Genomic DNA, 11,990 nt, shown 5'->3' on the forward strand with positions numbered 1-11,990 from the left:
CGCACCGGTGCCGCTGCAGAGGGTTCATTTCGCCGACGAGGTTCCCGAGGTCTTCCGCGCGTCCTTGCAGGACATCCGGCGCGAGCTCGAGGTGCCGGCCGAGTTCCCGCCCGACGTGGTCGCGGCGGCGATCCAGGCGGCGAAGAACCCGCGGCTGCCCGAGCTCGACCGGACGAGCATCGAGTTCGTCACCATCGACCCGCCGGACTCGATGGACCTGGACCAGGCGCTGCACATCGAGCGCGCGGGCGATGGTTACACGGTCCACTACGCGATCGCGGACGTCGCCGCCTTCGTCCAGGCCGGAGACCCGGTCGACGTCGAGGCGCGCCGCCGCGGCGTGACCCTGTACGCGCCGGACAAGCGCACACCGCTGCATCCGCCGGAGCTGTCCGAGGGGGCGGCCTCGCTGCTGCCCGACCAGGTTCGTCCGGCCGTGCTGTGGACGATCTCGCTCGACGCCGACGGCGAGACGACCGAGGTCACCTGCGAGCGCGCGCTGGTGAAGTCCCGCGCGAAGCTCAACTACGCCGGCGTCCAGCACGACCTCGACGCCGGCGGCGCCTCGGAGTCGCTGCAGTTGCTGCGCGAGGTCGGCCGGCTCCGCGAGCAGCGCGAACTCGACCGCGGCGGCGTGAACCTGCCGATCCCGGACCAGGAGGTCGTCACCTCCGACCACGGCTGGGGCCTGGAGTTCCGGGCGCCGCTCCCGGTCGAGGGCTGGAACGCGCAGATCTCGCTGCTGACCGGGATGGCCGCGGCGGACCTGATGACCGGCGGCGGGATCGGCATCCTGCGGACGCTGCCGGAGTCGCACGAAGACCTCCGGCGCAAGCTGGGCAGCACGGCGAAGGCGCTCGGGATCGCCTGGCCGGAAGGGATGTCGTACGCCGCGTTCATCCACGGCCTCGACCCGAAGGTGCCGGCGCACGCGGCGATGCTGGCGGCGTGCACGGTGCTGTTCCGCGGGGCTGGGTACGTCGCGTTCGCGGGGGCCGTGCCGGAGCAACCGCAGCACGCCGCGATGAAGGCGGAGTACGCGCACGTCACCGCGCCGTTGCGGCGGCTGGTCGACCGCTGGACCAGCGAGATCTGCGTGGCGCTGTCCGCGGGCACCGAGGTTCCCGGGTGGGTGCGCGAGTCGATGGACGAGATCCCGAAGATCATGGACGACGCCGACCGCCGGGCGAACGCGTACGAGCGGTCGATCGTCGGCATGGTCGAGGCCGGCCTGGTCGCCGAGCAGGTCGGGTCCGAGTTCGACGGCGTCATCACCGAGGTCGACCAGCGCGAGAACACCCGCGGAACCGTCGTGCTGTCGACGCTGGCGATCGAGGGCCGGGTCTCCGGTGCGACGCCGCTGCCGCTGGGCCAGTCGGTCCGCGTGAAGCTGGTCGAGGCCGACATCGCCAAGCGCGTGGTGGCGTTCGAGCTAGTCAGCTAGGTAGTCCTCGACGGCCCTGGTCGTCCGGTCGAGGTCGCCGGTCGCCAGCAGGTCGAGCAGCGCGCCGCGCAGCATCGCCAGTACGGCGGTACGTCGTGCCTCGGCCCCGGAGGTCCCGGGGTCCGGCTGACTCGCCTTGAGCAGCTCAAGCCAGTCGTGCACGGTCGAGCGGCCGTAGTCCGCCCACGGGCCGTCCGGTGCGACCAGCGAACGCCCGTACGCCTCCACCCAGAACTTCATCAACGGCCGCCGTTCGGGGGCGGCCAGCCAGGTCCACAGCTCCCGGGCGACCACGGTCAGTCCGGGCGGTTCGTCGTACCGGCCGTCGAGCTGTCGCAGCAGCTCGAGCTCGTCGGCGCGGGCGCGGGCGAGCAGGGCGCGGATCAGGCCGTCCTTGCTGTCGAACAGGAACAGCAGCACCCGCGGGCTGGAGCCGATCGCGGTGGCGAGTGGACGCAGCGAGAGGTCGGCCAGACCGTGCGTGAGCGAGTACGCGTACGCGCGCTCGAGCAGCTCCTGCTGGCGCGCGGAAGGGGCTGGCTTCGTGGACGGCATGGGGCTAGTATCTCGTACTGAAACAGTCGTGTCAGTAGATTGGGGCCGATGGATGACGTCGATCAGGAAACTGGGGGAGCCGGGGGACCTCGGGTGGGTGGTGCAGGCGCATGCGGAGATCTACGCGGCGGAGTACGGCTGGGGGGCGTCGTACGAGACGCTGATCGCCCAGATCGTGACCGCGTACGCGACCGAGCACGATGACAGTCGCGAGGCCGCGTGGATCGCCGAGGTCGACGGGAAGCGGGCCGGCAGCATCTTCTGCGTCCGCGGCCCGGACGAGGCGACCGCTCAGCTGCGGCTCCTCCTGGTCACGCCGGACGCGCGTGGACTGGGCCTGGGCGCTGAGCTGGTCGACACCTGCCTCGCCTTCGCGAGGTCAGCCGGCTACAAGCGGATGGTGCTGTGGACCAACGATCCGCTTGTCGCCGCCCGGCACATCTACCTCGCCCGCGGCTTCCGGCTGACCGCGTCCGAGCCGCATGAGTCGTGGGGGACCGAATTGGTCGGGCAGACGTACGAACTCGACCTCGGTTAGCTGCTGCACGCCGGCGCGCCCGGGGCTGGGGCGCGGTGGATCGCGTGCGCGAGGAACGTGCTGACGTAGCCGTTCTGGACGCGGAGCGCATGCCGCGGACCGGCGCTGCCGAGCGGAAGATACTGCCGTAGCGGGGCGGCCAGGTAGTACGCGCCGTAGTCGGTGAAGTTGTAGTGGCTCGTCCCCGGGATCGTCGCGCACCACGACGTACCCTTGCTTGCTTCGAGCAACGACAGCGTGCGGTCGCGGTCGTCGTCGCCACGGGCGTCCGGGCCGCACACGCCGGTGATGCAGGAGTCGTCGGCGCCGAGCAGCAGGATCGGCGCCTGGACGCCCTTGCGCACGACCTCGCCGTACGGAACCCCGTCCAGGTCGACCGCCGCCGCACAGCGCGTGTCGGTCCGGCACGCCTCCAGGGCAGCGGCTCCGCCGAACGAGTGGCCGACGTACGACGTACCGACGCCCAGCACGCTGTTCGGCAGCTGCTTGGCGACCATCGAACCGGCGAACCGCGCGTCCGCGGCCCAGATCCCGGCCAGGTGGTCGCCCTGCTGCTCGAGATCGTCCGGCTTGGCCGCCTCCTTGCTCTCCACCTTCTGTCCACCGAGCACGGTGAGATCCGCGCTGTACGTCGGTGTGACGCCGGCGACCAGGTAGCCGTGACTCGCGAGATCCTCGGCGAGACTGGCGTACATCGGCGCCGAGAGCCCGAGCCCCGGCATCAGCACGACGACCGGGAACCGGCCCGGCGCGACCGCGACGCGATCGAACGCGGGATCTCTGACCGTGTCGAAGGATCCTTGGAAGACCGAGGCCGGCGGCTTCAGTTGGAGGTCCGTCCACAGGCCCGGTGCGTACTGCACCTTGCGGCCGGTCGTCTCCTTCGCCACCGGATACCAGAGCCAGACGGAAAGCTTCCGCTGACCATCGCCGAACGGGTCCTTGCGAGCGGCGTCGGTCCACTCGAACGTCCTGCGCCCGACCTGATGGTTGCCCGTCGGATCAGGCAAAGCCACCGGCTCCGACCGCTGCACCGCCACCCAGCCGACATACCCACTACCCGCGAGCAGCACCAGCAGCACAAGGATCACCGTCCCCGTCCGCAACCGCCGCGCCCTTCGCCACACCACCCCCTAAGCCTGCCACCTGGTCGGCCCACGCGTGCTGCGGAAGCAGCCCACGCGTGCTGCGCGCGCTCCCACCCGGCCCCCGGCAGCGCCGGTGCAGGATTTGCCGGCTACCGCCGGCGGTTTTGCGGTGCTGCCGCCCCGGCTTGGCGACGGGCTTATCGCCCGTTGTGCGCGGGTGCCGCCGCGGGTGGGTGCTGGTCGGCGTCCGTCAGGCAGACGACTGTGGTGACAAAGCACGTGGAGGAACTGAGGGGCGATGTGCGGACTGACTGTGGCGACCACAACCGCAATCAGCTCGACCCACCGCACGCGTCTCACACCACAGTCACCGCGATCCGGGTCCGCTCGTGTGCTGGCGTGCACCTAGCCGTCACTCGTGCGCGACAGCGCACTCGATGGGCGATAAGCCCGTGCACGCGGGCGATAGCCCCGCCGTCCGCCGGCGGTACCGGCAGCAGGATGCACGGCGACGAAGCCGGGGGAGGGCGGGAGCGCGCGGAGTTGCCGTGCCGAGGAGCGACGCGACGAGGACCGGCTGCGCAGCACGCGTGGGTCGGCTGTTGAAGGAACGGGTCGGTCTGTAAGCCGGATTCTGTGGTGGCGATCATCCATCTACGGTGACCGTTGCCGGGCACCTCCAGCGGCCTACCCGCGAGCTCGGGCGGGCAGCCCTCGGACGCTCGCGCGGACGGTGGTTGCCCATCGTCCTTCTTGGCCTTGCTCCACGTGGGGTTTACCGAGCCTCCGCAGTCACCTGCGGAGCTGGTGGTCTCTTACACCACCCTTTCACCCTCACCCGCACTCCGATGAACCACGGGGTTCACCGGAGCCGCTGGCGGTCTGCTCTCTGTGGCACTGTCCCGCGGGTTGCCCCGGGTGGGTGTTACCCACCACGCTGCCCTGTGGAGTCCGGACTTTCCTCGGCGCCCACCGGTGGGTGGACGACGCGATCGCCCGACCGACCCGTTCCACTGTCAGGATACGGCCTCGGCGGTGACTTCCGGCCAACGGCCGTCGGCGCCGCGTTCGTACGGGCGTACGTCGACCACGGCGTCCAGGTTGAGCGGCCCGTAGATGTGCGGGAAGTTGATGCCGATCCCGTCGAGGTCCTCGTCGCAGAGCGCGGACACGAGCCGCTCGGTGTCGATCACCAGCAGGCACAGCGGTTGTACGACGTCGGCGTACACGAAGTTCGCGACCATGGCCACCTGCTCGGGGCGCGAGGCGTGGATGAACGTCGCGCCGTCGTCGAGGCTCTTGCCGCGCGTCGACCACCGGTAGCAGCCGGCCTGCTTGGCGGCTTCCCACTGGTCCGGGAACGCGATGTGCAGAATCGTCGCCATGGGCCGAGGCTATCCAGGTCGCCGGTCCGGGCCGCTGTTGCGACACTCGCTGGTTGTTTCGATGTCACCGACCGCCGCTAACGTGCCGGGCATGACACCGCCCAGAGCAGAGCTCGATCGTCGCAGGTTCCTCGGTGCCGTCGGAGGTGTCGCCGGGCTGGCGGCGCTGTCGCAGTTGCCGGTGGGTCCGGCGAACGCGACCCCGCGGCCGGCCGGCGGAAACTACCCGTTCGCACTCGGTGTGGCCAGTGGCGACCCGACCCCGACCGGCGTCGTGTTGTGGACCCGGCTCGTGCCGGACAAGTTCGTGCCGGGCGGTGGGATGCCGGCTACCAAGGTGCCGGTGCAGTGGCAGATCGCGCTCGACCCGCACTTCCGCCGAGTCGTGCGGACCGGTACGACGTGGGCGCTGCCCGAGCTCGCCCACTCGGTGCACGTCGAGGTGGAGGGCCTGGCGCCCGACCGCGAGTGGTTCTACCGGTTCCGGTACCGCGCCGACGTGTCGCCCACCGGCCGTACGCGGACCGCGCCGGTGCGCACCGGACGGCACGCCGAGGTGAAGTTCGCGTTCGCGTCCTGCCAGGAGTGGTCGAGCGGCTACTACTCAGCCCTGCGGCACATGGCCGACGAGGACCTCGACCTGGTCCTGCACCTCGGCGACTACGTCTACGAAGGTGGTATTCCGGCGGACGGCGGCTACCGGAAGACCCCGGTGCCGGCGGTGCTCGGGACCGCTCCGCGCGACGTGGAGCGCTGGCGCATGCAGTACGCGCTGTACAAGAGCGACCCGGATCTCCAGGCGGCGCACGCCCGCTTCCCGTGGATGGTGACCTGGGACGACCACGAGGTCCAGAACGACTACGCCAACTCGCAGTCGCAGTACGAGGGCGACATCTCGGCGTTGCGCGCGGCGGCGTACCAGGCCTGGTACGAGCACCAGCCGGTACGGCGTCCTGCCCGGCCGGCCGGTGAGGGTCCGCGGATCTACCGGCGGCTGCAGTGGGGCGATCTCGCGCAGTTCGACGTGATCGACGGTCGGCAGTACCGCAGCGTCCCGCCGTGCGGGTGGGGCGAGGCCGACGCCTGCGATGGCGGCTACGACCCGTCGATCACGATGCTCGGCCGGACGCAGGAGAAGTGGCTGTACGACGGCCTGAAGCGGTCGCGGGCGCGATGGGACGTGCTGGCGAGCAACGTGATGCTCGGCCGGCTCGACCACGACGGCGCGGCCGGCGACCTGCTCTGGCACGACGCGTGGGACGGGTTCCCGGGCGCACGGCAACGGCTGATCGAAGCGTGGGACCGAGCGGACACCCGCAACCCGGTGGTCGTCACCGGCGACTGGCACTCCACCTTCGTCAACGACATCCACGCGAACTTCGACCGCGAGGGCACACCGGTGGTGGCGACCGAGTTCGTCGGTACGTCGCTGACCAGTAACGGCGACGGTGAGGTGTACGGGCCGTACTACGGGCCGATGATCAAGTACAACCCGCACATCAAGTTCTTCGACGGTGACCGGCGAGGATACGTCCGCTGCACGATCGACCGCGAGCAGTTCCGCACGGACCTGCGGATGGTCACCACGGTGAGCCGGTCCGACGCGCCGAAGTACACGTACGCGTCGTTCGTCGTGGAGGACGGGCGTCCGGGAGCCGTGAAACTCTGATCGGTGCCTGCGCGGGTCGATTAGGGTGCTCGGCATGGCGAAGGATGAGAACACCGAGGCGACCTCCGAGGTGGCGGCCGAGCAGACGAAGCCGGCCACACCCACCGACGACCTGGTGTCGACGCAGCACGTGTTGCCGGTCGGCCGGCGGAAGCTGAAGTACACCGCGACCACCGGCCGGATCGTGCTGCGGCAGGAGGTACTGACCGAGGGTAAGTTCGACGGGTTGCGCCCGAAGGCGGAGGTGTTCCTGACCGCCTACACGCTGGACGACGCGGATCCGGCCGACCGGCCGGTCACGTTCGCGTTCAACGGCGGTCCCGGCTCGTCGAGCATCTGGTTGCACCTCGGGCTGCTCGGTCCGCGCCGGGTCGTGTCCGGTGACGCGGGTGAGCTCGCGCCCCCGCCGTACGGACTCGTGGACAACGAGGAGTCGTTGCTGCAGCACAGCGACGTCGTCTTCATCGACCCGGTGTCGACGGGCTACTCGCGGACCGTCGAGGGCGAGAAGCCGGGCGACTACCACGGCTTCACCCGCGACCTGGAGTCAGTCGGTGAGGTGATCCGGCTGTGGACGTCGCGCAACGGGCGGTGGATGTCGCCCAAGTTCCTCGCCGGTGAGTCGTACGGTACGACGCGCGCCGCGGGACTGGCCGCGCACCTGCAGGAGCGGTACGGCATGTACCTGAACGGCGTGATGCTGATCTCCGCCGTGCTCGAGTTCGGCACGCTCGACTTCACCCCGGGCAACGACCTGCCGTACACACTGTTCCTGCCGTCGTACGCCGCGATCGCGCACTACCACGGTCTCGTGCCGGACCGGACGCTCGACGAGGTGCTCGCGGACGCCGAGCGGTTCGCGGCCGGGCGGTACCCGAACGCGCTTGCTCAGGGCAACCGGATCCCGGACGACTACCGGGCCGAGGTGGTCAGCCGGCTGGCGGCGCTGACCGGGCTGTCCGAGGACTACCTCGACCGGGTGAACCTGCGGATCGAACACATGCGGTTCTTCGCCGAGCTGCTGCGCTCGCGCCGTCAGGTGATCGGCCGGCTGGACGGCCGGTTCACCGGCTGGGACGCGGACTACGCCGGCGAGACACCGGGCAAGGACCCGTCGTTCAGCGCGATCATCGGTCCGTACACGGCCGCGCTGAACCACTACGTCCGGGTGGAGCTCGAGTACCAGAACGACCTGCCGTACGAGATTCTCAACATGGACGCGGCGAAGAACTGGTCGTTCAAGGAGTTCGAGGGCCAGCAGATCACGGTCGCGGAGAAGCTCGCCGAGGCGATGCGCGTCAACCCGCACCTCAAGGTCCACGTCGCCTCCGGTCACTACGACGGCGCGACGCCGTACTTCGCCACCGAGCACACCCTCGCCCGCCTGCAGATCCCCGCCGAACTCACCACCAACATCGAGACGAAGTACTACCCCGCGGGCCACATGATGTACATCCACGAAGAGTCCCGGCTCCAGCAATCCGAGGACCTGGCGGCGTTCATCCGCTCAGCGTCGAACCGATGACCGAGGCGGCGGACGCGCAGGCCATAACAATCGTGGCCGCGCGCGATCCGCACGCCTGAGCTCGTCGCCTCACCGTCATTGTGATGGCGTGGAGGTCCGCAGTCTCAGGGGAGGGTGAGGACCTCGGCGCCGGTGTCGGTCACGACGAGGGTGTGCTCGAACTGGGCGGTGATCGACTTGTCCTTGGTGGTCGCCGTCCAGCCGTCGTCCCACAGGTCGTACTCGTACGTGCCGAGCGTGAGCATCGGCTCGATCGTGAACGTCATCCCGGGCTCGATCACGTCGTCGAACCGCTCGTCGTCGTAGTGCGGGATGATCAGGCCGGAGTGGAACGACGTCGCGATGCCGTGACCGGTGAAGTCGCGGACGACGCCGTACCCGAACCGCTTCGCGTAGGACTCGATCACCCGGCCGATGATGCTGACCTGACGCCCCGGCCGGACGGCCTTGATGCCACGGTTGAGCGCCTCGTGCGTCCGCTCGACCAGCAGCCGGACCTCGTCGTCCACGTCGCCGACCAGGAAGGTCGCGTTGGTGTCGCCGTGCACCCCGTCGAGGAACGCGGTGATGTCGACGTTCACGATGTCGCCGTCCTCGAGCGGACGGTCGTCCGGGATGCCGTGGCAGATCACCTCGTTGACCGACGTGCACAGCGACTTGGGGTAGCCGCGGTAGCCCAGCGTCGACGGGTACGCCCCGCGTTCGACCAGGTACTCGTGGCCGATCGCGTCGAGCTCGTCGGTGGTCACCCCGGGCTTCGCGGCCGCACCGACGGCCTGCAGCGCCTGCGCCGCCAGCTTGCTCGCCACCCGCATCCGGTCGACGACCTCCGGCGCCGTGACGTAGGAACCGTCGTACGGCGTCGGGCCCGGCTTCCCGACGTATTCGGGGCGCGGGATGGACGCGGGGACTTCGCGGCGCGGCGAGATGATGCCGGGAGTGAGAGGCGACATGGTGGGAACATTGTAGTGAGCTGCGACAAGACTCCCGGGAGGCGGTCATCCAGATGAGCGACGATCACAGCAACGAGTGGTACTACAACGTCAAGACCGGCAAGGTCGAGCCGTACCAGGGAGAGAAGTCCGCCGACCGGCTCGGACCGTACAACTCGCCGGAAGAGGCGGCCCGCGCACTCGAGAAGGTCCAGGAGCGCAACGAGGCCTGGGACAACGACCCCAAGTGGAACGACGACTGATCACACCCCGCGGTTCGACCGCGGCCCGAACGCACCTGAGGGGCACCACCGTCGTCGGTGGTGCCCCTCGGTTTTTGTCGGTCGGCGTCCCGTGCGAACGGACGCCCGGCTCAGCGCGCGACCCGTCGGGCCGCGGTCTTGCGGGCCGGAGCCTTGCGAGCCGGAGCCTTCTTCGCCGCGACCTTGCGCGCGGGCGCCTTCTTCGCGGCCGTCCGCTTCGCCGGGGCCTTCTTGGCAGCCGTCCTCTTGGCGGCGGTCTTGGCCGGGGCCTTCTTCGCCGCGGTCTTCTTGGCGGTCGTCTTCTTCGCGACCGTCTTCTTCGCCGGGGCCTTCTTGGCCACCGACTTCGTGGCCGTCGCCCGCTTCGCCGGCGCCTTCTTCGCGACGGTCTTCCGCGCGGTCGTCTTCTTGGCCGGGGCCTTCTTCGCGGTCGTCTTCTTCGCCGTCGTCTTCTTGGCGGCGGTCTTCTTCGCAGCAGTTGTCTTCTTGGCGGCGGTCTTCTTGGCAGGCGCCTTGGAGACTGCCTTCTTTGCCGCACTCACCTTCTTCGTCACTGTCTTCTTCGCTGCGCTGACCTTGCGCGCGGACGTCGTCCTCGTCGCGCTGGCCTTCTTGGCGACAGTCTTCTTGGCGGGAGAAGCCTTTTTGGCTGTCGCCTTCCCTGCGGCTGCCTTCTTGGCTGGCACTCTGCCTCCTTGGTGCGGCTGAGGAAAACCACGGTGGATTCCTCGTCGTCATGATGATGACAACACTTGGTGGCTACGTAAAGCACCCGAAACGTCTTCAGGTTAAGGCGTCCTGGCGGCCAACCTGCGCGCAAATGCCGAAAATCCTTGTGCAGAAGGGATTCCGTCGCGCTAAGAGCATGCCCGAAGGGTGTAAGAATTTCTTGACGACACGCGCACGAAGTTCGTGTCGAACGGCCCGATCGGCGAGTGTTGTCGTCGGCAACGGCCTGTGCGAAGTGAGGTGACGGACATGTCGGAGAGCGGGTACGACGACCGTGGAGGCACGCGATGAGAGAGTTCACCGACGACCTCGGCAACGTCGTCGTACTGCCGTCGGAGGTACGTCGCGTGGTCAGCATCGTGCCGTCGTTGACCGAGTCGATCGCGGCGACGCACGAGCACTTGCTGGTCGGTGCGACGGACTGGTGCACACATCCCACGCACCTCGACGTAACGCGTGTCCGCGGCACCAAGAATCCCGATCTCGACGTCATCGAAACGCTCGCGCCGGACGTCGTGATCGCCAACGCCGAAGAGAATCGCGTCGTCGATCTCGACGCGTTGCGTGCGAGTGGATTCGCGGTCTGGACCACCTCACCCACCACTCTCGACGAATCACTCGACTCACTCGAACGCATGCTGTCCGCGATCACCGGCGCGTTGCCGGAGTGGTTGCGACAAGCACGCGACGTGTGGAGTACGCCGTACGCCGGGAAGCGTCGGCGGGCCGTCGTACCGATCTGGCGTCGACCGTGGATGGCATTGGGACGGGACACATTCGCCGGTGATCTGTTGTCGCGGATCGGCGTCGACAACGTGTTCGCCGAATCCGGTGAACGTTATCCGCGGATCGATCCGGACGCGTTGCCTGCTTACGACCTCGTGGTGTTGCCGGACGAGCCTTATGCGTTTTCTCCGGACGACGGTCCGGAGGCATTCACGCAGCCGGCGAAGTGTGTGTCGGGCCGGCATCTGACCTGGTACGGACCGTCACTTGTCGAAGCGCGGGACCTGCTCACCCGGCAGCTCGCCTGATGGTTGCTGCGCTCACCGGACGGCGGTCGTGACGTGCGACACGGTAGCTGCGGAGTCAGCTAGCGCGTTAGGTATGCCACACCTACACTCGCTGCGTGCGACCGATGACCGCGAAGAAGAAGTGCTGCAAGGACAAGCCGAGGTGCAAGAAGTGCCCGGTCGTCCTCAAGCGGCTGGCCGACGCCGGCTGTGCCGAGCGGCTCGATCGCGTCCACTACCTGGTCGACAAGAAGGTCAAGAAGAAGGTCCTCAAAGAGGCCCGCAGCCGCTGACCGCCTTCCTCTCCACTAGCTCCCGAGTCGGTTCAGGAGGCGCGGCGGAGGGTGATGGCGTCGGCTGCCTGCCGCAGCAGACCGGGGATGGTGACGTGGGCGGCCTGACCGGTCGCTTCGAGGTCGTCGCCGTACCACCAGCCGTGCGCGCTGATCGTCTCCAGTTCGAGCTGCTCCTGGTTGGCGAACGTCACGTCCACCCCGTCCACCGCGACCGCGAAGACCGTCTGGTGCTGGATGATCGGGCAGCCGCCCCACTCGTACTCGACCGTGTTCGTCGCCAGCGGCGTACCGAGTGACTCCATCGGCAGGTGGATGCCGACCTCCTCACGCAACTCCCGGCTCGCCGCCTCCGCGACCGTCTCGCCCGCCTCGACACCTCCGCCGATCGTGAACCAGTACGGCGTCTGCGGTTTCAGCGGATCCCAGCCGTGCAACAGCAACACCCGGCCGTCCGGGCGGACCGGCAGCACGCGCGCCGTCGTACGTCGCACGACGGTGCCAGGAGGTGGCAGACGAGATTCGCTCACACAACAAAACGCTAGACGACGCAGGC

The 11,990-nt window shown here is 68.8% G+C and carries 13 protein-coding genes and 1 other RNA gene; 7 read left to right on the forward strand and 7 right to left on the reverse strand.

Annotated features, from left to right (window positions below):
* Positions 1-7: 7 nt before the first annotated feature.
* Positions 8-1,444, forward strand: a complete 1,437-nt coding sequence (locus tag ACQPYZ_RS12505) for an RNB domain-containing ribonuclease (RefSeq protein ID WP_433167655.1) — start codon at positions 8-10, stop codon at positions 1,442-1,444.
* On the opposite strand, the gene ACQPYZ_RS12510 is transcribed toward ACQPYZ_RS12505, so the two are convergent.
* On the reverse strand, positions 1,433-1,999 hold the full coding sequence (locus tag ACQPYZ_RS12510; protein ID WP_433167656.1) for a TetR/AcrR family transcriptional regulator: 567 nt from the start codon (positions 1,997-1,999) through the stop codon (positions 1,433-1,435). The genes ACQPYZ_RS12505 and ACQPYZ_RS12510 overlap by 12 nt on opposite strands.
* Before the next feature lie 52 nt (positions 2,000-2,051).
* Here ACQPYZ_RS12510 and ACQPYZ_RS12515 point away from each other — a divergent pair, with 52 nt between their 5' ends.
* Positions 2,052-2,537, forward strand: a complete 486-nt coding sequence (locus ACQPYZ_RS12515; protein WP_433167657.1) for a GNAT family N-acetyltransferase — start codon at positions 2,052-2,054, stop codon at positions 2,535-2,537.
* Here the strand turns inward: ACQPYZ_RS12515 and ACQPYZ_RS12520 are convergent.
* From ACQPYZ_RS12520 to ACQPYZ_RS12530, 3 genes are all read right to left on the reverse strand, one after another.
* Positions 2,534-3,667, reverse strand: coding sequence for a hypothetical protein (locus tag ACQPYZ_RS12520; RefSeq protein ID WP_433167658.1), 1,134 nt, complete (start codon positions 3,665-3,667; stop codon positions 2,534-2,536). The two genes, ACQPYZ_RS12515 and ACQPYZ_RS12520, sit on opposite strands and share 4 nt — an antisense overlap.
* A 565-nt stretch (positions 3,668-4,232) precedes the next feature.
* Positions 4,233-4,633: RNase P RNA component class A (rnpB, locus tag ACQPYZ_RS12525), an RNA gene on the reverse strand.
* Positions 4,634-4,641: 8 nt separating this feature from the next.
* Positions 4,642-5,010: a DUF952 domain-containing protein gene (locus tag ACQPYZ_RS12530; protein WP_433167659.1), complete on the reverse strand. Its 369-nt coding sequence runs from the start codon at positions 5,008-5,010 to the stop codon at positions 4,642-4,644.
* A gap of 91 nt (positions 5,011-5,101) precedes the next feature.
* Here ACQPYZ_RS12530 and ACQPYZ_RS12535 point away from each other — a divergent pair, with 91 nt between their 5' ends.
* The gene (locus ACQPYZ_RS12535) at positions 5,102-6,679 is read left to right on the forward strand and encodes an alkaline phosphatase D family protein (RefSeq protein WP_433167660.1); all 1,578 of its coding nucleotides are present in this window, start codon (positions 5,102-5,104) and stop codon (positions 6,677-6,679) included.
* Positions 6,680-6,713: 34 nt separating this feature from the next.
* Positions 6,714-8,204, forward strand: a complete 1,491-nt coding sequence (locus ACQPYZ_RS12540; RefSeq protein WP_433167661.1) for a S10 family peptidase — start codon at positions 6,714-6,716, stop codon at positions 8,202-8,204.
* A gap of 104 nt (positions 8,205-8,308) precedes the next feature.
* Here the strand turns inward: ACQPYZ_RS12540 and map are convergent, their stop codons facing one another.
* A complete protein-coding gene (map, locus tag ACQPYZ_RS12545; RefSeq protein ID WP_433167662.1) occupies positions 8,309-9,157 on the reverse strand; it encodes a type I methionyl aminopeptidase in 849 nt (282 codons plus the stop codon).
* Between the two features lie 53 nt (positions 9,158-9,210).
* Here map and ACQPYZ_RS12550 point away from each other — a divergent pair, with 53 nt between their 5' ends.
* Entirely contained in the window at positions 9,211-9,399 is a 189-nt protein-coding gene (locus ACQPYZ_RS12550; protein ID WP_433167663.1) for a hypothetical protein, read from the forward strand.
* Between the two features lie 110 nt (positions 9,400-9,509).
* Here the strand turns inward: ACQPYZ_RS12550 and ACQPYZ_RS12555 are convergent, their stop codons facing one another.
* Positions 9,510-10,085 carry a histone H1-like repetitive region-containing protein gene (locus ACQPYZ_RS12555; RefSeq protein WP_433167664.1) on the reverse strand — a complete coding sequence of 192 codons (576 nt, stop codon included), beginning with the start codon at positions 10,083-10,085 and terminating at the stop codon, positions 9,510-9,512.
* A gap of 330 nt (positions 10,086-10,415) precedes the next feature.
* Between ACQPYZ_RS12555 and ACQPYZ_RS12560 the strand changes: the two genes are divergently transcribed.
* Together ACQPYZ_RS12560 and ACQPYZ_RS12565 are read left to right on the forward strand one after the other, a co-directional pair.
* Positions 10,416-11,162 carry a helical backbone metal receptor gene (locus ACQPYZ_RS12560; RefSeq protein ID WP_433167665.1) on the forward strand — a complete coding sequence of 249 codons (747 nt, stop codon included), beginning with the start codon at positions 10,416-10,418 and terminating at the stop codon, positions 11,160-11,162.
* 95 nt (positions 11,163-11,257) lie between these two features.
* Complete coding sequence (locus tag ACQPYZ_RS12565) at positions 11,258-11,434, forward strand: hypothetical protein (protein WP_433169845.1); 177 nt, start codon at positions 11,258-11,260, stop codon at positions 11,432-11,434.
* 32 nt (positions 11,435-11,466) lie between these two features.
* On the opposite strand, the gene ACQPYZ_RS12570 is transcribed toward ACQPYZ_RS12565, so the two are convergent.
* The gene (locus ACQPYZ_RS12570; RefSeq protein WP_433167666.1) at positions 11,467-11,964 is read right to left on the reverse strand and encodes an NUDIX hydrolase; all 498 of its coding nucleotides are present in this window, start codon (positions 11,962-11,964) and stop codon (positions 11,467-11,469) included.
* Positions 11,965-11,990: the final 26 nt, after the last annotated feature.

This window comes from Kribbella sp. CA-247076, from assembly GCF_050942445.1.
Classification (GTDB): Bacteria; Actinomycetota; Actinomycetes; order Propionibacteriales; family Kribbellaceae; genus Kribbella.